Annotated in this window: 17 protein-coding genes and 1 tRNA gene; 6 read left to right on the top strand and 12 right to left on the bottom strand. The window is 70.4% G+C overall.

The genetic code is table 11. The annotated features are described in order from the left end of the window. Positions 1 to 7: 7 nt before the first annotated feature. The 3 genes from ihfA to V1318_RS07940 all read left to right on the top strand — a co-directional run bounded on the left by ihfA (position 8) and on the right by V1318_RS07940 (position 857). Positions 8 to 307, top strand: coding sequence for an integration host factor subunit alpha (gene ihfA / locus V1318_RS07950; protein WP_055902738.1), 300 nt, complete (start codon positions 8 to 10; stop codon positions 305 to 307). Continuing rightward, positions 288 to 644 carry a MerR family transcriptional regulator gene (locus V1318_RS07945; protein WP_055902735.1) on the top strand — a complete coding sequence of 119 codons (357 nt, stop codon included), beginning with the start codon at positions 288 to 290 and terminating at the stop codon, positions 642 to 644. Before ihfA ends, V1318_RS07945 begins: the two co-directional genes overlap by 20 nt. Before the next feature lie 136 nt (positions 645 to 780). Beyond that, a tRNA-Pro gene (locus tag V1318_RS07940) sits at positions 781 to 857 on the top strand. Positions 858 to 920: 63 nt separating this feature from the next. Here V1318_RS07940 and V1318_RS07935 read toward each other — a convergent pair. Continuing rightward, entirely contained in the window at positions 921 to 1,874 is a 954-nt protein-coding gene (locus V1318_RS07935; RefSeq protein WP_332939115.1) for an acyltransferase, read from the bottom strand. 68 nt (positions 1,875 to 1,942) lie between these two features. Beyond that, positions 1,943 to 2,953, bottom strand: a complete 1,011-nt coding sequence (locus tag V1318_RS07930) for a TraB/GumN family protein (RefSeq protein WP_332939114.1) — start codon at positions 2,951 to 2,953, stop codon at positions 1,943 to 1,945. Positions 2,954 to 3,178: 225 nt separating this feature from the next. Between V1318_RS07930 and V1318_RS07925 the strand changes: the two genes are divergently transcribed. Genes V1318_RS07925 through V1318_RS07915 form a run of 3 tightly spaced genes read left to right on the top strand, consistent with a single transcriptional unit; the run spans position 3,179 to position 5,424 of the window. Then, entirely contained in the window at positions 3,179 to 3,514 is a 336-nt protein-coding gene (locus V1318_RS07925; protein WP_332939113.1) for a hypothetical protein, read from the top strand. Positions 3,515 to 3,524: 10 nt separating this feature from the next. Beyond that, positions 3,525 to 5,084: a PepSY-associated TM helix domain-containing protein gene (locus V1318_RS07920; RefSeq protein WP_332939112.1), complete on the top strand. Its 1,560-nt coding sequence runs from the start codon at positions 3,525 to 3,527 to the stop codon at positions 5,082 to 5,084. Positions 5,085 to 5,094: 10 nt separating this feature from the next. After that, entirely contained in the window at positions 5,095 to 5,424 is a 330-nt protein-coding gene (locus tag V1318_RS07915) for a DUF3325 domain-containing protein (RefSeq protein WP_332939111.1), read from the top strand. A gap of 690 nt (positions 5,425 to 6,114) precedes the next feature. Here the strand turns inward: V1318_RS07915 and dxs are convergent. From dxs to V1318_RS07865, 10 genes are all read right to left on the bottom strand, one after another. Then, on the bottom strand, positions 6,115 to 8,022 hold the full coding sequence (gene dxs, locus V1318_RS07910) for a 1-deoxy-D-xylulose-5-phosphate synthase (protein ID WP_332939110.1): 1,908 nt from the start codon (positions 8,020 to 8,022) through the stop codon (positions 6,115 to 6,117). A gap of 119 nt (positions 8,023 to 8,141) precedes the next feature. Continuing rightward, positions 8,142 to 9,305: a hypothetical protein gene (locus V1318_RS07905; RefSeq protein ID WP_332939109.1), complete on the bottom strand. Its 1,164-nt coding sequence runs from the start codon at positions 9,303 to 9,305 to the stop codon at positions 8,142 to 8,144. 247 nt (positions 9,306 to 9,552) lie between these two features. Next, entirely contained in the window at positions 9,553 to 10,167 is a 615-nt protein-coding gene (locus V1318_RS07900) for an HNH endonuclease (RefSeq protein WP_332939290.1), read from the bottom strand. A gap of 201 nt (positions 10,168 to 10,368) precedes the next feature. Further along, a complete protein-coding gene (locus V1318_RS07895; RefSeq protein ID WP_332939108.1) occupies positions 10,369 to 12,159 on the bottom strand; it encodes an acyl-CoA dehydrogenase C-terminal domain-containing protein in 1,791 nt (596 codons plus the stop codon). 128 nt (positions 12,160 to 12,287) lie between these two features. Continuing rightward, positions 12,288 to 12,761, bottom strand: a complete 474-nt coding sequence (locus V1318_RS07890) for an LEA type 2 family protein (RefSeq protein ID WP_332939289.1) — start codon at positions 12,759 to 12,761, stop codon at positions 12,288 to 12,290. A gap of 264 nt (positions 12,762 to 13,025) precedes the next feature. Then, on the bottom strand, positions 13,026 to 13,676 hold the full coding sequence (locus tag V1318_RS07885) for a response regulator transcription factor (RefSeq protein WP_056181754.1): 651 nt from the start codon (positions 13,674 to 13,676) through the stop codon (positions 13,026 to 13,028). Between the two features lie 46 nt (positions 13,677 to 13,722). Further along, on the bottom strand, positions 13,723 to 14,439 hold the full coding sequence (locus V1318_RS07880; protein ID WP_332939107.1) for a sensor histidine kinase: 717 nt from the start codon (positions 14,437 to 14,439) through the stop codon (positions 13,723 to 13,725). A gap of 9 nt (positions 14,440 to 14,448) precedes the next feature. After that, positions 14,449 to 17,763, bottom strand: coding sequence for a tetratricopeptide repeat protein (locus tag V1318_RS07875; RefSeq protein WP_332939106.1), 3,315 nt, complete (start codon positions 17,761 to 17,763; stop codon positions 14,449 to 14,451). Then, positions 17,760 to 18,638 (bottom strand): FHA domain-containing protein, encoded by an 879-nt coding sequence (locus V1318_RS07870; RefSeq protein WP_332939105.1) that lies wholly within the window; start codon positions 18,636 to 18,638, stop codon positions 17,760 to 17,762. Before V1318_RS07870 ends, V1318_RS07875 begins: the two co-directional genes overlap by 4 nt. A gap of 44 nt (positions 18,639 to 18,682) precedes the next feature. Beyond that, entirely contained in the window at positions 18,683 to 19,516 is an 834-nt protein-coding gene (locus V1318_RS07865) for a DUF6689 family protein (RefSeq protein WP_332939104.1), read from the bottom strand. Positions 19,517 to 19,709: the final 193 nt, after the last annotated feature.

Genomic DNA, 19,709 nt, shown 5'->3' with positions numbered 1-19,709 from the left:
AAACGATGTGGCATTGACCAAGGCGGAAATGGCGGAGCGGCTGTTCGACGAAGTCGGACTCAACAAGCGCGAAGCCAAGGAATTCGTCGACGCGTTCTTCGACGCGTTGCGCGAGGCGTTGGAGCACGGCCGGCAGGTGAAGCTGTCGGGCTTCGGCAATTTCGACCTGCGCCGCAAGAACCAGCGGCCGGGGCGCAATCCGAAGACCGGCGAGGAAATTCCGATTTCGGCGCGGACGGTGGTGACCTTCCGTCCGGGACAGAAACTCAAGGAGCGGGTGGAGGCCTATGCTGGATCCGGGCAGTAATCGCGAACTTCCGCCGATTCCGGCGAAGCGCTACTTCACCATCGGTGAGGTCAGCGAGCTGTGCGACGTCAAACCGCATGTGCTGCGTTACTGGGAAACCGAATTCCCGACCCTCAACCCGGTCAAACGCCGCGGCAACCGCCGTTACTACCAGCGCCACGAGGTGCTGATGGTGCGGCAGATCCGCGGCCTGCTGTACGAACAGGGCTACACCATCGGCGGCGCGCGCCTGCGCCTGGAGGGCGAGGCCGCCAAGGACGAGTCGGCGCTGAGCTCGCAGATCATCCGCCAAGTGCGGATGGAACTGGAAGAAGTGCTGCAGCTGCTGCGGCGCTGAACGGCAGGGATTGGGGGCGGGATCGGTCGAAGCCGGCCTGCTTTTGCTCAACCAATCCCGAATCCCGTATCCCAAATCCCCGCCTTAAAGCTATACTTGCCGCCCGCTCGCAAGGGCGGGGACATCGAAACACGTTCGGGGCGTAGCGCAGCCTGGTAGCGCATCTGCCTGGGGGGCAGAGGGTCGTCGGTTCAAATCCGGCCGTCCCGACCATTCCGATGTCATACGCGACGCCCGGCCTGGCCGGGCGTTTTGCGTTTTTGGGGCTGATCCGCTCTACCCGGGCGAATTGCTCGCGGCTTCGTCCGCCGCGGTACGCAGGCGCCCTCCACCGTTCGCGATGTCCGGTTGCGCCGGCTTGGGCTTCAAGGACAGGGCTGGGCGTTCGATGATGTGCCAGGACAGCCAGGCCAGTGCCAGGCTCGCCAGCAGCGTGAGCGTCAACATCAGCGGATAAGGGCGATGCGGGCCCAGCCACATCACCAGCAACTGCTGTACCGGGAAAGCGTACAAATAAAGGCCATAGGACAGATCGCCGTAGCGGCCTGCGTCCCTCCAGCCAGGCCATGAACGTTCACCGATCTGAATAGCGGCTGCGGCGGCAAGCATGGCCACGCCGAACGAAGGAATGCTCAATCGCCATGCCAGTACGGCCAGCACGACCATCGCCGCGGCGGCCACAGGCCGCCTCAGCCATGAATGCTCGTGCAGCAGCACGCCGAAGCCGAAGGCAATGCCGAAAAACGTGAGCTGGCCATCGATCCACGGCAGGTACGCGAATGCACCGGTGGCCCAGCCGAGCAAGAACAGGCCGATCATCGCAATCCCGACCCGGCGCATGATCAAGGCAATCGCCAGGAACACCAGATAGCATTCGATCTCGAGCGGAATCGTCCACAGCGAGCCGTTGACCGCGGGCAGGGGGTTGCGGTCGAACGTGGAGATGCCGAGGACGGTCAGCAACGACATCGTCAGCAACTGCAGGACGGCCAATGCCGGAGCGATTCGCAGGAACCGCCGCGTGGCGAAACGAAACGGCTGCGGGTCCCGTCGCCAGCTTTGCGCGATGAGATAGCCGCTGATCGCGAAGAACAGCATGACGCCTGTACGGCCCAAGGTGCTGCCGCCCAGGCGCGGCTCGTCGAGCCCGAGCACCGCGTACTGGTGGCTGACCAAGACCATTCCCGCGCCCAGCAAGCGCAGACCGTCGAAATTGTTGCGGTGCTGCATCTTGTCGTTCGCGAAAAAGTCGGAATCCCATTCTTGGCGCGGCTGCGCCTGGCTTCAAGCGGGCACGCTCAGGGCGCCTCCACGTCGTAGCCGCGCGCCTGCAGCCGCGCCAGGTAGCCGTCGGGCTTGAGCAGCTCGGCGATCGGCAGGCTGGCGAAGCTGACCCGGTTGTTGAGCAGGGCCTTGTCGGCGTTGGCCAGCCAGCTCCGGATCACGCGCTCGCGCAGGTCGCCGAAGCCCAGGCGCTGGGCCACGCCGGAGGCGGCGACCGCGCGCAGGCAGACCTCGTACTGGTCGCCCTGCGGCAGCGCGCGCAGCGCTTCGATGTCGCCGATCGCCCAGGCGTTGGCGCGCGCACGCATGGCCTCGATGTCGCCCTCGATCCGGCTCAGGGTCTTGGCGAAGCAGTCGGTGTCGCTGAGCGTGGTGTTGGCGAAGTCCTTGAGCACGGCCTTGGGGTCCTTGATCTTCAGTTCGACCTTGGACGAGGTGATCTTGACCTTGTGCTCCTTGGCGCTGCGCTCGACCACCGGCCAGACGATGCCCTTGAGCGCGAGATCGGAGCGGCGCATGGCGGCTTCGTAAAGCTCCTGCGCGGCGAACACCGGGCGCCACTTCTCGACGCCGCGATCGCCGCCGATGTAGCGCGCCTTGAGCGGCAGCCAGCGCGCGTAGAGGTCGGCGGGCACCACTTCGCGCAGGCTCTTGTCGTCGGGGTTGCGGCGCGCCTTCAGCGCCGAGGGGACCAGCAACAGGCTGCGGAACATGCCCAGGTCGGTGCCGATCGAGGCCGAGGGCGGTTCCAGCACCTCCTGCGACTGCGCGATGGTGGCCTCGACGTCGCGCGACAGCCAGCTCATGTTCTTCGGCACCGGGCTCAGGGTGCCGAGGATCCACAGCACGTGTTCGCCGCGGCTGACCTTCCACATGCCGGGGCCGGGCTGCACGCCGGAGACGACGACGGTATCGATGTCGCGGATGGTTTCCTGCGCCGGCGCGATCGGCGGCGTTTGCGCGAGCGCGGGCGTTGCGAGCGTGATTAGGGAGAGCGCGAGGCAGGCGAGCAGAGCAGGGCGCATCCGTTGCGTTTCCGTGGTGGGGATCGAGCCCGGAGCCTGCCAGATTCGCGAGGCGCGGCGCAGTGCGGATCGGCGCGCGCGCGGTCTGCCGTGCGGAATCCGTTCAGCCGGCGCCGCCTCGCGTGATTTGCTAATGAGAACCATTAACAATTAGACTGCGGGTCTCGATCCGATGCGGGTCCGGCGATTCCGCCGCGTCCCGCCGCAACCTACCAACGCCGCCGCATGAGCCCAGTCTCCGCATCCGCAGCGCCCGCGCGCAAATCCAAGGCCCTGCCGGCGCGATACCGCGTCGAGGTCGGCGTACGCGCGTTCGCGGCCGTGGTCGTCGGCTATCTGCTGGCCTACGGCGCGACCGCGTTCCTGACCGTGGTGCTGCCGTTCTCGCGCAGCGATCGCGTGGTCGCCGCCAGCCTGCTGTGCTTCGCGGTCTGGTGCGCGGCCGCGATGTACGCGTTCGCGGCCAAGAGCGCCGCGCGCGCCGTGTGCCTGCCGCTGCTGCTGGCGCTGGCCCTGTACGGCGTGGCCCTGGCCTTCCCCGAATTCGCCGCCCGGCCGTGAGCATGCGCGCATGAAGAACAGCTTCTCGCAGGCGATGGCCTGGTTGCACACCTGGGCCGGGCTGATCATCGGCTGGCTGCTGTTCGTGATCTTCGTCGGCGGCACCCTGGCCTGCTTCGACAAGGAGATCGGCGACTGGATGCGGCCGGCCCTGCATGGCGCGCAGCGCGCCGAGCCGAGTTTCGCGCCGGCGATCGCCGCGGCCCAGCGCCAGGCCAAGCCGCACGCGCACGCCTTGTACGTCGTCGCGCCGAGCGAGCGCGAGGCGGCGAGCAAGGCCTATGTCTATTACGACGACGGCAGCTATGAGCAGCACGCGCTGAATCCCGCCAGCGGCGAGCGCCTGCCCGACACCGCCGGCGGCGACTTCTTCTTCACCCTGCACTACAACCTGCACGCGGGCACGATCGGCATGTACTTGGTCGGCATCGCGGGCATGTTCATGCTGGTCGCGATCGTCACCGGCATCGTGATCCACAAGCGCATCTTCAAGGACTTCTTCACCTTCCGGCCCAAGACCGGCGGCCAGCGCGCCTGGCTGGACGGGCATAACCTGACCGGCGTGCTCGGCCTGCCCTTCCATCTGATGATCGCCTACACCGGCGTGGCGATCTTCGTCGCCTCGTACATGTTCGCCGGCGTGCAGGTGGCCTACGACAGCGACGCCGAGAAGTTCTTCGCCGAGGCCGCCGACAGCTATGAGCGCCCGGAGACCGGCAAGCCGCTGGCGCGGCTGTATCCGGTCGATGACCTGATCGCCGACGCCACGCGCCGGCTCGGTACGGCGCCGGCCTGGGTCAACGTGCACCATCCCGACGACAGCAGCGCGACCATCGCCTTCGGCGGCGACCACAGCCGCCACGTCGCCTGGAACTTCGACCAGGTGGTCTACGACGCCAACGACGGCAAGCTGCTGCACACCTCCAGACCGTCCGCGGCCGGCTACAAGGTCTATACCTTCCTCGGCGGCCTGCACATGGCGCAGTGGGGCGGCAGCGCGCTGCGCTGGCTGTACTTCGCGATGGGGCTGGCGGGCTGCGTGATGATCGCCAGCGGCATGCAGGTCTGGGTCAACAAGCGCGCCAGGAAGGTCGCCGAGGCCGGCGCGGTGTCGGGTTACGGGCTGGTGCAGAGCTTGAACCTGGGCGTGGTCGGCGGCCTGCCGCTGGGCTGCGCGGCGATGCTGATCGCCAACCGCGTGCTGCCGGCGGGGCTGGCCGAGCGCGCGAGCTGGGAGATCGGCGTGTTCTGCGCGCTGTGGGCGCTGGCGGCGCTGTATGCGGCGATTCCGTCGGTGCGCAAGCAGGGTTGGGGGCGCTACTTCGGCTTGAACGCGATCGCGCTGGCGGCGATCCCGCTGGTGAATCTGGCGACCGCGCCCAACAGCCATCTGTTCGCGAGCGTCGCGCGCGGCGACTGGGCCCTGGCCGCGGTCGATCTGACCGCGCTCGGCCTGGCGCTGGGCTTCGCGGTGCTGGCCTTGCGCGCACGCGCGGCCGCACGCCGGCCGGCGCCGGAGCGCGCGCGCCAGCGCGGCGGCGAGCGCGAACCCGCACTCGCCGAACCCTGAGAACGCCCGCATGCTGTGGTTGGGATTCGCCGTATCGACGCTGGCCTGGTGCCTGCTGAGCCTGGGCATGGAAAAGCACCATGCGCAGGTGTTCGCCGCGCGCTACGACGCGCGCCGCGCGCGCGTCCTGCGCGGCTGCGGCTGGGCGCTGCACGCGGCCGCCTTCGCCGGTTTCGCGGCCTGGAAGGGCTGGGAGTTCGGCCCGATCTTCTGGGCTGCGGTGCTGATGCTGTCGGCGCTGGCCTGGTCGCTGGTGCTGACCTTGTGGCCGAAGGCCAGCGCCAGGCTCGCGGTGGCGGTGCTGCTCGGCGGCGCGGTGGCGGCCTTATCGCTGCCCTGATCGCGGTGGCGCAGCCGACGCCGAAGGGCGTCGATCCCCGTCCTGCGTAGGGTGCGGTGAGCGCAGCAAACCGCACCATGCGCGCCGCCGCGGCTGCCTACGCGATGCGGTTCGCTGCGCTCACCGCATCCTACGGTCTTACGGTTTTACCGTCCTACGGTTCGTGTCGTGGCTTCGCTTCCTGTGGGAGCGACGTAAGTCGCGATCGGACTCCACCGGATCCGTGCAATCCGGCGACTGGGGATCGCGACTCACGTCGCTCCTACAGAAAGCTTGTCGTCGCGTCGTGCTCGAGGCCGAGAGCGTCGATGCCGTCCTGCCGTAGGGTGTGGTGAGCGCAGCGAACCGCACCATGCGTCGGCGCGGCTGCCTACGCACTGCGGTTCGCTGCGCTCACCGCATCCTACGGTCTTACGGTTCTACCGTCCTACGGTTCGTGTCGTGGCTTCGCTTCCTGTGGGAGCGACGTAAGTCGCGACTGGACTCCACCGGATCCGTGCAATCCGGCGACTGGGGTCGCGACTTACGTCGCTCCTACAGAAAGCTTGTCGTCGCGTCGTGCTCGAGGCCGAGAGCGGCGATGCCGTCCTGCCGTAGGGTGTGGTGAGCGCAGCGAACCGCACCATGGGCCGCTGCGCTGCTTGCGCGATGCGGTTCGCTGCGCTCACCGCATCCTACGTTCGGTGTTCCTCAAAGCGCCGCGCTGCGCGGCGGCGCTTCCAGCAGTTCCGGCCAGCGCGCGAGCACGGCGTGGCGGATGCCGGCGGGGTCGAGGCCGGATTCGGCCAGCAGCTGTTCGCGGCTGGCGTGGTGCTGGAATTCGTCGGGCAGGCCCAGGTGCAGGATCGGCAGCACGATGCCTTCGGCCGCGAGCAGTTCGGCCACGCCGCTGCCGGCGCCGCCGGCGACCACGTTGTCCTCGAGGGTGACGAAGCCGTGGTGGCCCTTGGCCAGTTCCAGGATCAGGGCGCGGTCCAGCGGTTTGACGAAGCGCATGTTGACCAGGCTCAGGCCCAGCTCGGCCGCGACCTGTTCGGCCGCCGGCACGATCGCGCCGAAGGCGAGCAGGGCGATGCGCGAGCCGCTGCGGCGCAGCTCGGCCTTACCGATGGGCAACGTGTCCAGATTCGGCTGCACCGCCACGCCGGGGCCGGTGCCGCGCGGGTAGCGCACCGCGGCCGGGCCCGGATAGCGGTGGCCGGTGCTGAGCATCTTGCGGCACTCGTCCTCGTCGGCCGGCGCCATCACCACCATGTTGGGCACGCAGCGCAGGTAGGACAGGTCGAGGTTGCCGGCGTGGGTGGCGCCGTCCGGGCCGACCACGCCGCCGCGGTCGATCGCGAACAGCACGTCGAGGTTCTGGATCGCGACGTCGTGCACCAGCTGGTCGTAGCCGCGCTGCAGGAAGGTGGAGTAGATCGCGACCACCGGCTTGGCGCCTTCGCAGGCCATGCCGGCGGCCAGGGTGACCGCGTGCTGCTCGGCGATGGCGACGTCGAAGTAGCGCGCCGGGTATTCCTTGCTGAAGCGCACCAGGCCCGAGCCTTCGCGCATCGCCGGGGTGATGCCGAGCAGCTTGTCGTCGGCCGCGGCCATGTCGCACAGCCATTCGCCGAACACGTCGGTGTAGGTCGGCTTCTTGGCGCCGGGCTTGCTGACCAGACCCTTTTCGGGGTCGAAGGGGCCGACCGCGTGGTAGCCGATCTGGTCGCCTTCGGCCAGTTCGTAGCCTTTGCCCTTGGTGGTGATGATGTGCAGCAGCTGCGGGCCCTTGAGGGTCTTGAGCGTCTTCATCGCGCCGAGCAGGGCCGGCAGGTCGTGGCCGTCGATCGGGCCGGTGTAGTGGAAGCCGACCTCCTCGAAGAAGGTCGAGGGCACGAACATGCCCTTCCAGTGTTCTTCCCAGCGGCGCACGAACTTGGCCGCCGGCTTGCGCTTGTCGCCGAGCAGCTTCTTGCCGCCTTCGCGCAGGGCGTTGAGGGTGCGGCTGCCGGTGAGGCGGCCGAGCATCTTGGTGACGCCGCCGACGTTCTCCGAGATCGACATCTGGTTGTCGTTGAGGATCACCAGCAGGTTCGGCTCGGGGTCGGTCATGCCGCCGGCGTGGGCCAGGGCTTCGAAGGCCATGCCGGCGGTCATCGCGCCGTCGCCGATCACCGCCACCACCTTGCGCTCGTCGCCCGCGCGCTGCAGGGCGATCGCCATGCCCAGCGCGGCCGAGATCGAGGTCGAGCTATGGCCGACGCCGAAGGTGTCGTACTCGGATTCCTCGCGCTTGGGGAACGGCGCGACGCCGTCCTTCTGCTTGACGGTGTGGATCTCGTCGCGGCGGCCGGTGAGGATCTTGTGCGGGTAGCACTGGTGGCCGACGTCCCAGACCAGGCGGTCGACCGGGGTCTCGAACAGCCAGTGCAGGGCCACGGTCAGTTCGATCACGCCCAGGCCGGCGCCGAAGTGGCCGCCGACCAGGGCGACCTGTTCGATCAGGTAGCTGCGCAACTCCTCGGCGATCGCCGGCAGTTCGTCTTCGCCGAACTGGCGCAGGTCGGCGGGAACTTGGATGCGGGAAAGACGCGGGTAGCGCTGCGGATCGATCATTACCGACGGGTTCTGGCGTTCAGTCGGTCATTGTCCCGCCCCTGTGTGAGGCGGGCAAGAAGCGAGTGCGTGGCGGGTTCAGGCGCGGCCGCGGGGGAGCGCGCCTGGGGCGCCCGCGATCAGCGGCCGCGCAGGCGTCCGAACAGGCCGCCGGCCTTGGCCGGTTCGGCCGGATCGGGCTCGGCCTCGGGCTCGGCGAAGCCGGTGGCGAGGTTGGCGTTGACGAAGTCGGCCACATCCGCGGCCGGCACGCCGCTGGCCTCGGTGATCTCGGCCAGGCTCGCCGGGCCCTTCATCATCACCGTGGCGATGCGGAAGTGCTTGGGGAACTCGCGTTCGGTCTGCGGCCATTTGACCATCTGATAGCGGCGCTGCGGGTCGTAACCGGGCGCCAGCGCGCCATGGCCGGCGAGCAGGCTGCCGAACCAGACCAGGCGCACCAGCGGCATGGGCTCGCCCAGCGGCGCGACCGTCATGGCCCAGGTCTTGTCGTCGACGGCGAGGAAGTCGGCCGCGGAGACGTTCTTCTCGAAATAGGGCGACAGCGGCTTGAGCGCCGAGTGGCCGTGGTACTGGCGCCGCTCGGCGTCGATCAGCAGCGGCTCGTCGCCGCGCAGGCGCACGCGGCCGCGCAAGCGCCCGGAGGTCAACCAGACCAGCAGGGATTCGCCGGCGGCCGCTGCAGGCGCGGGAGCGGATGCGGGAGCCGCGGGTGCGGGTGCCGGCGCAGGAGCCGGAGCGGGCGCCGCGGCCACCGGGGCAGGCGCGGGCGCCGGAGCCGGCGCTGCCGGAGCAGGCGCCGGAGCCGGCGTGGGCGCGATGCCCAGCGGGATCTCGACCGCGCGGTCCAGGGCGGGCACCGCGGCCGGCGCGGGTGCGGGTGCAGGCTTGGGCGCGGCCGGTGCCGGGCTCGGAGCCACCGGGTTGGGCGCGTTGGCGATCGTCGGCGGCGCCGGCGCGGCTTCCAGCGGCTGGCCGGCCTGGGTCGCGATTTCGCGTAACAAATCGCCGATACCGTTGGCGTCGAACGGCTGGCCGAGGCGATAGTCGGCCTGGGTGCGCTGGGCGCTGGTCAGCGCGATCACGCTCTTGCCCGCGGCATGCAGACGCAGCCAGCTCATCGGGCCGTACATGCTGTCCATATCCACGACGACGTAGTCGGCCTGGCTCTCGGGCAGCAGCTGCCAGCGCCCGCCGAGGCGGGAGTTGGCGTCCTTGAAGGCCGCCTGCAGTGCGGTCTCCGTCGCCGGGTCCATTCCGGTCAGACCGAGGGTCAGGGCCATCGTTGCGTCCATCGTTGCGGTGGTGGACGAGTGTTGCGGACGGCACTCACGTCGTCAACGCGCGCAACGCGTCGCAAACCAGCGTTCTTCGGCAGGTGCCCGCTCGGGCTGCGGGCAGATCGCGACCGGCGTCACGGCTTAATACGCAAAGTCCCGGCGAAACGACCGTTTTCGACCCATGGCCGATGCGCGCGCGGTTCCGCGCGGATCGCGATTCACGACGCGCTCCGACCGGCGTGGACAGGGCTCAACCGCTCAGGCGCGCGTTCTTGGGCAGCTGATTGCGCAGGAACGCCATCTGGTCGGCGAGGATGTTGCGGTTGGACAGGATCAGGTGCTCGACCCAGCTCGGCCGGTACGGCACCGCCAGCAGCGGCATGCCGGCCTGCTGCGGGGTGCGGTTGCCCTTGCGCGAATTGCAGTGGAAGCAGGCCGCGACCACGTTCTCCCAGATGTCGCGGCCGCCCTTGGACACCGGGATCACATGATCGCGGGTCAGGTGCGGGCGGTTGAAGTCGCGGCCGCAGTACAGGCACAGGTAGTCGTCGCGCGCGAACAGGGCGGCATTGGTCAGGGCCGGGGTCGGGTCGAGCGCGTGCGAACGCGCATGGCCGCGCGCGGCCACGATCGGATGCAGTTCGATCAGGCTTTGTTCGCCGCTGAGGCGGCTGGTGCCGCCGTGCACGCGCAGGCAGGGGTCGCCGAGGGTCCAGGCCACCGCGCCGCGCACGTACAGACAGGTCGCTTCCTGCCAGTTCATCCAGTCGAGCACGCGGCCGTGCGCATCCAGCGAAAGCAGTCGCACCGCGTTGAGGCGGTCGCTGGGCGGGCGGGGGTGCGCGTAGCGCTGGGCGAGGTCCAAGCCGGAGACGCCGAGGATTTCCGGCTCACGCAGCAGTCGCTCTGCGTGGGTTCCGGTTCGGACCAAGCGTAGGCTCGCTCTATCGGTCTCCATCGGGATATCAGCTTATACCCGTTTGATGACGTTTTGGGTAGCCGATGCGCGGCTCGCGCGGGCGCGATGCCCGCTGCGCGGCCGTCCGTGGCCGCGCGGGTATTGCGATCAGGCGTCGAAGGCCTCGGCGTCGAGCGCGGTCAGGGTCGAGGCCGGCGCGGCGATCGCTTCGGCATGGGCGCGGGTGCGCGGCAGCAGGCGCGCGTAGTAGAAGCGCGCGGTCTCGCGCTTGCCGGCCTTGAAACGCTCGGACTGCGACGAGGCTTCGCTGGCGGCGACGCTGCGCGCCCACCAATAGGCCAGCGCCACATAGCCCGAATACATCAGATAGTCGTAGGCAGCCGCGCCCACTTCGTCGGCGTCGGCGACCGCGCGCTGGCCGATCCGCAGGGTCAGCTGCTGCCACTGCGCGGCCTGTTCGCGCAGCGGGCCGATGAACTCGGCGACCGCCGGGTTGTCGGCGTTGGCGGCGCAGAAGCTTTCGATCTCCTCCAGCATCACGCGCAGGCCGGCGCCCTGCAGCTGCATGACCTTGCGGCCCAGCAGGTCCAGGGCCTGGATGCCGGTGGTGCCTTCGTACAGGGTGGTGATGCGGGCGTCGCGCGCGAGCTGCTCCATGCCGTGCTCGGCGATGTAGCCGTGGCCGCCGTAGCACTGCAGCGCGTGATAGGTGCATTCCACGCCCCATTCGGTGAGGCAGGCCTTGACGATCGGGGTCATGAAACCGACCAGCGCGTCGGCGCGTTCGCGTTCGGCCGCGTCGGGCGCATTGTGGGCGACGTCGACCAGCAGCGCGCCGTGGTAGCCCATCACCCGGCCGCCTTCGACCAGGGCCTTGCAGGTCAGCAGCATGCGCCGCACGTCGGGGTGGACGATGATGGGATCGGCCGGCTTGTCGGGGAACTTCGCGCCCGACAGCGCACGCATCTGCAGGCGTTCGCGAGAGTAGGTCAACGCGTTCTGCAGGGCGCGGTCGGACAGGCCCAGGCCCTGCAGGCCGACCGCGAGGCGGGCGGTGTTCATCATGGTGAACATCGCCATCAGGCCCTTGTGCGGCTGGCCGATCAGATAGCCCTGGGCGCCGTCGAAGTTCATCACGCAGGTGGCCGAGCCGTGGATGCCCATCTTGTGTTCGAGCGCGCCGCAGCGCACCGCGTTGGCGGCGCCGATGGTGCCGTCGCGCGCGACCTGGACCTTGGGCACCACGAACAGCGAGATGCCCTTGCTGCCGGCCGGCGCGTCCGGCAGGCGCGCCAGCACCAGGTGGACGATGTTGTCGGTGAAGTCGTGCTCGCCGGCGGTGATGAAGATCTTGGTGCCGGTGATCGAATAGCTGCCGTCGGCCTGCGGTTCGGCACGGGTCTTGAGCAGGCCCAGGTCGGTGCCGCAATGCGGCTCGGTCAGGCACATGGTGCCGGTCCAGCGGCCTTCGACCAGCGGCTTGAGGAAGACCTCCTGCTGCCAGGCTTCGCCGTGGTGCAGCAGGGCTTCGGTGGCGCCGTGCGAGAGCAGCGGGAAGTTGCCCCAGGCCAGGTTGGCGGCGTCGATCATTTCCTTCAACGGCACGCCGGCCGCGTGCGGCAGGCCCTGGCCGCCGAACTCGCTGGGCGAGACCAGGCCGGCCCAGCCGCCCTCGACGTACTGCGCGTAGGCCTGCTTGAAGCCCGGCGGCGTGGTCACCGCGCCGCTGGCCTTGTCGTAGCTGCAGCCGATCTCGTCGCCGACGCGGTTGAGCGGGGCCAGCACGGTCTCGGTGAAACGCGCGCCTTCGTCCAGCACCGCGTCCAGTACGTCGCGCGTGGCCTCGGCGAAGCCCAGGCGTTGGAACGCGGCTTCGGCGCCGAGCACGTCGAACAGGGCGAAACGCATATCGGCGAGTGGGGCTTTGTAGGTGCTCATAGGCTGTTCGGGAATAGGGAATGGGGAATAGGGAATCGGATAGAGCTCAGGAGCGGAGGTGGGGTGTGGGGTCGTTCATAAGCCGTGGCTACAAACGATTGCCGATTCCCCATTCCCGATTCCCGGCTTTACCGCAGCACGCCGGGCAGGCCGGGCGCGGGGCTGAGCGCGCTGCTGCGGTCGATGGCGAAATTGCGCTGCTTCTTTTCGTCGGGGGTCGCGTCGATGCTGCCCTTGAGGGTGTAGGACAGGCTGCGGCCGCTGGCGAGGGCGTCGGCGACGGCGAGCTTGGCCGCGCCGTTGGGGCGCAGGTCCACCGCGATCACGTCGGCCGACTCGGGGCCGATCGACACCGCCGGCGTCCCTTGCAGGCGGCCGGCCTCGTCGCTGCCCAGGGCCAGGACCAGGTCGAAGCGGTCGAAGCGCATCGGGATGCTGCTGAAGTTTTCGATCCGCAGCTCGGCCGACCAGCTGCCGTCGGCGCGCACGGTCAGCTGCTGGATGCGTGCGGAGGGCTCGGACACGCGGCGCACCGGTCCGCCGATGCAGGCCGCCAACAGCAAGGCGCAGCCCATCAGGGCCAAACCACGAGTCCAACGCATCGCCTTCATGCTGCCGCTCCGCCGTAAGCCGTAATGGGGCGTTGAGGATACTACGGCGTAGGGTGGGGGTTGGGGACGGGGAAGGGCAAAAGCAAATCCCCCCTAGTCCCCCTTTTTCAAAGGGGGGAATAAAGCGCGTTTCAAAAAACGAGCGGGAAGCGTGCTAATTCGAGCGCGTCTGCTCGACCGCGGTTTCTCCCCAGTGAAACCGTGCCGTTCCCCCCTTTGAAAAAGGGGGACTAGAGGGGATTTGCTTTCCGCCCCTCAGTCCACCAGACCCTTGCGCAGCGCGTACCGCACCAGCTCGGCGGTGTTGCGCACGTCCAGCTTGGCCAGTACCCGCGCGCGGTGGTTTTCGGCGGTCTTGACGCTGATCGTCAGCTCGCGCGCGATTTCCTTGGTGGTGTGGCCTTCGGCGATCAGGTGGAAGACCTCGCGTTCGCGCGCGGTCAGGCGGCCGTAGGGGTCGCCGAGATCGCGTTCGGGATGCTGCAGTTGTTCGGCCAGCGCGCGCGCCGCCTGCGGGCCGAAGTAGCCGTGGCCGGCGTGCACGCCGCGCACCGCCGCCAGCAGCTCGGAGGCCGCGCTGTCCTTGACCATGTAACCGGAGGCGCCGACGCGCACGGCCTGCAGCACGTATTCGTTCTCCTGGTGCATGGTCAGCACCAGCACGCGCGTGTCGGGCAGGGCCTCGCACAAGCGGCGCACGACCTCGATGCCGTTCAGGCGCGGCATCGAGATATCGGTGATGACCACGTCGGGGCGGGTCGCGACCGCCTTTTCCAGCGTCTCCAAGCCGTCGGCGGCCTGGGCCACGACCTGGACGTCGCCTTCGGCCTGCAACAGGCCGACCAGACTCTCCCGGACCATGGTGTGGTCGTCAGCGATCAGTACCCGCACGGTCTTGGTCCCCATGGCGCTTACGCTGCTCGCGTGTCCGGCGCGCGTCAAGCGCCGGTGTTCAGGGAGGCGACAAGGGCACGCGCGCGCTCAGGCGCGCGCCCTCGCCGGGCGCGCTGCGCAGTTGCAGCACGCCGCCGTACAGGCGCAGGCGTTCGCGCATGCCGCCCAGTCCGCTGCCGCCGGCCTGCAGGGCCAGTTCGGGTTCGCAGCCGCGGCCGTCGTCGTGCACGCGCAGTTGCAAGCCTCCGTGGCGGGCGGTCAGTTGCACGTGAATATGGCTGGCGCCGGAATGCTTGGCCGCGTTGTTGAGCGCTTCCTGGGCGACGCGGAACAGCAGGGTCTGCAGTTCGCCGTCCAGGGCGGGCAGGGCATCGACGTCGAGATCGATGCGGGCGCCGCAGGCTTCGGCCTGGCTGCGCACCAGCCAGCGCAGCGCGGCCTCCAGGCCCAGGTCGTCGAGGATGGGCGGCCGCAGCAGGCGCGAGAGTTCGCGCGTGTCCTGCAAGGTGTCGCCGCACAGGGCCAGCGCGGTGGCCAATGCGGCGCGCGCATCCTCGCGGTCGGCCGGCAGGGCGCCGTCGAGTTGGCCCAGGCGGTGCTTGAGCACGGTCAGGTTCTGGCCGATGCCGTCGTGCAGCTCGCGCGCGAGGCGGCGGCGCTCGTCCTCCTGCACGCGCCAGACCGCGCGTCCGAGGCGGCGGAATTCGCGCTCGTTGCGTTCCAGCCGCTCCAGCAGTTCCTGGTATTGCCGGCGCAGGCTGGCGAGTTCGTCCACGGCCGCGGCTCAGGGCTTGCGCGCCGGTTCGAGCCGGGCGATCTGCGGCGCCGCGTCGAAGCCGCCGCGCAGGGGCGCGGGCATGCGCCCGCGCAGGCGTTGCAGCGCGGCCAGGGCGTCGTCGCGCGCGCGCGCGGCGGCGGAGGCGTCGCCGGCCTGGCTCAGCGCCTGCGCGCCCAGTTCGTGCAGGCGGAAGGCGCCGGCGTAATCGCCACGCCGCAGCAGCGGCAGGATCTCGCGGTAGCGCTTCACCGCGCCATCCGCATCGCCCGCGGCCAAGGCCTGGGCGATCGCGGTTTCCGCCCAGTCCAGGCGCAGCGCGACGTGGCCCAGGGCGGCGACTTCGGCGCCGAGGCGGGCTTCGCCGGTGCCGGCCTTCATCGCCTCCAGATCGACCTGCAAACGCAGCAGGCGCACGCCCGACGCATCGGCGTAGCGGCGCGCCAGGGCCAGTTGCTGCGCGGCGCTTTTGCCGTTGCCGCCCTGGCGCGCGAGCTGCGCGCGCAGCAAGGCGTCGATGCCGCGCTGTTCGGCCGGCGCCTGCGATACCGGCGCGGCGATCGCGTCCAGGGCCTTGAGCGCATCGGCGCGGGCGCCGGCCGCGATCAGGGTCTGCGCGCGCAGCAGGCCGGCGTCGGCGATGCCGCGCGGGTCCTGGCGCTGGCGGAACAGCGCCTCGGCCTTGCCGGCCTCGGCCAGGGCTTCGTCGTAGCGTCCCTGCATCAGGGCCAGCTCGGCCAGGTTGCGGCGGCTGACCGCGGCTTCCTCGATCATCTGTTCGCGTTCGGCGTCGGCGAGCGCGAGCTGCAGCTGTTCGCGCGCCGCGTCCCATTGGCCGCGCGCAATCGCCAGCAGGCCGAGATTCTGCAAGGTGCGGATGCGGCCGGTCTGGTCGCCGAGCTTTTGGTAGGCGCCGGCCGACTGCGACAGATAGGCCTGGGCGTCGTCGTAGGCGCCGAGCTGGTAATGGGCGAAACCGATGTCGTTGAGCGCCTGCGCGGTGCCCTGGGCGTCGCCGGTCTGTTGCCAGCCTTGCAGGGCCAGCCGGAACGCGCGCAGCGCGGCCGGGTAGTCGCCGCGCTCCTCGGCCAGCAGGCCCAGTTCGTTGTCGACCGCGGCCAGGCCGTGGCGATCGTCCAGCGCCAGGTGCAGCTTGCGCGCCTGCTCCAGGCTGGCCGCGGCTTCGTCGTAGCGGCCCGACAGCGACAGCACGTTGCCGAGGTTGCGCAGGCTGGTCGCCAGGCCGCGCCGGTTGCCGACCGCGCCGCGCAGTTCCACCGCTTTTCGGTACTGCTCCTGGGCGTGGTCGTTCTGGCCCAGGCGGCTGTAGCCGATGCCGAGCGCGTTGACGGTTTCGGCTTCGCCGTAGCGGTTGCCGCTGCGCTTGTAGAGCACCAGCGCACGCACCAGGTAGTCGTCGACCGCGCGCCGCGCCTGGCCGTGCAGGATCGAAAACTTGCCCAGTTCGTACCAGGCGCGCGGGTCGTTGGCGTCGCGCGCGCTCAAGGCCTGCAATTGCTTGACCGCGCCGGCGAGGTCGCCGCCGGCGCCCAGCGCGCGTCCGAGTTCGAGTTCGGCGCGGGTATCGTCGGGCGTGGCCTGCAGCTGCGCGCGCCATTCGCGCGCGGCGGCCTCGGCGTCGCCGTCGAGCAGGGCGCGTTCGGCGGCGAAGCGGCGGCGCAGGCTTGGCGGCGCGTTGGCGGCGACGCGCTGGCCGCGTTCGATCGCATCGTAGGCGCCGTCGAGGTCGCCGATCGCCTGCGCCGATTCGGCCGCGCCCATCCAGGCCGGGGCGAACCCGGGCGCGCTGTCGGCGGCCTTGCGGAACGCCGCCAGCGCTTCCACCGGCGCGCTGTCCTGGCGCGCGCGCAGGCCTTCGCCGTAGGCGTCCAGGGCCGGCGCGGCGGGCAGGTCCAGGGCCAGCGGCGCGCGCAGGCCGAGGTCGCCGCGGAAACCGGCGTCGTCCGGCAGCGCCGCGAACGCGGCCTGCGGATCGCCGCCGCGGCCGCTGCTGCGGCGGATGCCGCCGCGTTCGTCCGACAATTCGGCGTCGGCCAGCCAGCGGCCGGCGTCGGGGCGCAGACTCACGCGCAGCACGCGGTCGGCGCCGACGGTGCGGCGCAGCGCGGCCGGATCGAGCCGGGCGCTGCCGGTGGGATCGAGCTGGCGCAGCGCCTGCTGGGTGCGGTCTTCGTCGACCACCGCCAGACCCGGTACGCCGGACAGGGCGCTGCGCAACTGCGCGGCCAGGGCGGCGCGGCGCGCGGGCGCCAGCGCGGCCTGCTCCGGCGCGTCCAGCGGCAGCACCAGCAGGCGGTGCAGCGGCGCGACCGCGGCCACGCCCGCGGGCACCGTCGGCGTCTGCGCGCGCCACAGCCAGGCTCCGCCGGCCGCGGCCAGGGCGAGCGCGGCCGCCACCGCCAGCCAGGTGCCGCGGCGCGGCCGGTAGTCGCGCGCGAGCTTGCGCTGGTCGAGCACGCGGATGACCTCGTCGGCGCTGCCCAGGCGATGCCCGGGCTGCGGCCGCAGCAGGCGATCGACCAGGCGCGCCAACCAGGCCGGCGTCTGCGGCCGTTGCCCGGTCACCGGCGCCGGCGCGCGCAGCATGCGTTGCGCCAGCACTTCGTGCACGGTGCCGCCGGCGAAGGGCAGGGCGCCGGCGAGCATTTCGTACAGGATCAGGCCCAGCGCGTAGAGGTCGCTGCGCGCGTCCACGGTTTCGCCGCGCGCTTGTTCGGGCGACAGGTAGTCGGGCGTGCCGACCACCGCGCCGGATTGGGTCAGGCCGGTGCTGGCCAGCGAGCGCGCGACGCCGAAGTCGGTGATGCAGGCGTCGCCGGCGCGGTCGACCAGCACGTTGGCGGGTTTGAGATCGCGGTGGATCACCCCGACCGCGTGCGCCGCGCTCAGGCCCTGGGCGAGCTGGCGCGCGATCCGGATCGCATCCTCGATCGGCAGCGGGCCCTCGCGGTCGAGCTTGCGGTCCAGCGCCTCGCCGTCGATGTAGTCCATGCCGATCAGCCACTGGCCGTCGTGCTGGGCGAGGTCGTGGATGCGCACCACGCGCGGGCTGGAGACCTGGCGCGCCATCAGCAGTTCCTGACGGAAGCGCTCGAAGGCGTCGGCGCGCGTGGCCAGCTCCGGGCGCAGCAGCTTCAGCGCGATGGGTACATCCAATGTGAGATCGGTGGCGCGGTAGACCACGCCCATCCCGCCCACGCCCAGCACCGCCTCGATCCGGAAGCGCCTGGCCAGCACCGTGCCCGGCGCCAGCCGTTGCTGCGCGTATAGCCCGGTGGCGGTCGGCGCGGAAGAATCGGTCATGGCGTGCTGCCGTGCGGGCCCGCCACTATCGTGCTCCAACGCGGCGCATCGTCCAATGCCTCGACCGCGCTGCGCGCCAGCAGCCACAGGGCGGCGCTCTCGGCGAAGGCGCTGAGCAGTTCCAGGTCGAACTGGGTGATCGGTTCGCCCGGGCTGCGGCGGTCGGCGTAGATCGCGCCCAGGGTGCGCGGGCCGTCCAGCAGCGGCAGGCAGACCAGGCATTTCAGGCCGCTGTCGACGATCGAGGCGCGTTCGGCGGCCCAGTCGCTGCGCGCGACCTCGTTGACCACCACCGGCTGGCGCAGCGCGAGCGCGCGTTCGACCGCGCCGACGCTGCCGGAGAACACGCGCGAGCGCAGCATGGCCGGGTCCAGCACCACGCTGGCGCGCACCGCGTAATCGCCGCCGCTGGCCAGCAGCAGGAAGCCGCGGCTGCAGTCGGCCAACTCGACCACGCCGCGCAGCACTTCCTCGGGCAGGCGGGCCTGGTCGGATTCGGCCTCGACCCGGCGGGTGAGCGCGAGCGAGAAATCCCGGCGTTGCTGCTGGCGCAGGCGCAGGCCGTTGCTCTGGGCTTCGTTGAATTCGGCGAAATCGCAGTGGACGTCGCCCAAGCGCAGCCAGGACGGCACCGCCAGGGCCAGGCAGTCCTCGACCGCGATGCCGTCGACGTAGCTGCCGTTCTTGCTGCCCAGGTCGCGCAACTGCCAGCGTTGGCCGTCGTAGCTGAGTTCGGCGTGGGCGCGCGAGACCGAGGGGTGGTCCAGCACCAGGTCGCAGTCGGCCGCGCGGCCGATGCGCAGGCGACCGCCCGCGGCGATCCAGCGCGTGATCGCTGCGGTTTCGGGCGGATAAGCGATCAGGCGCGCCGGCATGGGCGCATCTTAAGCGCGGCCGGCGGCCCTATCGCGAACGCGCATCACTGTCCGTAGTCGCGTTGGTAGACCACGCTGAAGCGCAAGGTCGCCGCGCCCGCGATCAACTCGCCGGCGTGGTTGGTGGTGCTGTGGTCGGCACGCCATTCGTTGGACAGGGTGGTGCCGCCCTGGGACTGGGCCAGGCTGCGGATGCCGTCGACCGCCGCGATCGCGGCCGGGTAGTCGTTGCCGTCCAGCGCGTCCTCGGTGTCGTCCAGCAATGCGGTGTAGGCCGGTTGCAAGGCCGCCGGCAGCAGCGCGACGCGGTTGCGCAGGCGCAGGATCTTCTCGTCGATGACCATGCCGGTGGGGCGCAGGTCGATCAGGATCAGGAACTGCGAAAAGCCGCCGTAGGTGCCGCGCGCGCGCACGCTGCCCTGGGCGATCTCGTCGGTGATGTCCTGGAACGGCCCGCCCAGCGGCGCCTTGAACAGGCGCAGCGAACTGCCCAGGGCATAGGGCAGCACGTGGGTGTGCAGCTCGAAGCGGCCGGTGCCCTGAAAGCGCAGGCCGCCGCTGGCCGGCGGCTCGACGGTGATCAGCACCGGCAGGGCCGCGGTCAGCGAGGTCAGGTTGAGGTTGGGCAGCCGCCCCTGCAGCAGCGGGCTGAGCGGGCTGACGACCTTGGCGCCGATGCCCAGGCTGTTCGCGCTCAGGCCCTGGGCGTTCTCGAATTCCAGGCTCAGGTCCAGGATGGTCAGCCCGGGCAGGCCGACGTAGGCGCTGGCCTCGTTGCCCGAGACGGTGACGTTGACCGGCAGCGACTGCGCCTTGGCAGGCCCCCATCCGCTCCACAGCACTGCCGCCAGCAGCGCGCTCCACGCCCACTTTCCCATCTCGCACCCCCCGTAGACCGTGGCCCAGGTCGGCGTCCGCCGTGGGCGCAGACAGAGCAACGGCATGCGCCGAGCGTACTCCGCGTGCCCCCTTCAAGTCTCTAGGGATTTTCCCCCACGCAGCATGGGCGTTCATCCGGATGGTCGGATCCCGCGCCGGCCGGCCAAGGTGCCCAGGCCGGCCCCCCTTCGT

This window comes from Lysobacter sp. CCNWLW3 (genome assembly GCF_036697405.1).
Taxonomy (GTDB): domain Bacteria; phylum Pseudomonadota; class Gammaproteobacteria; order Xanthomonadales; family Xanthomonadaceae; genus Lysobacter.
Note: the sequence above shows the minus strand (reverse complement) of the source record. Positions and strands in the feature narration are given on the sequence as shown.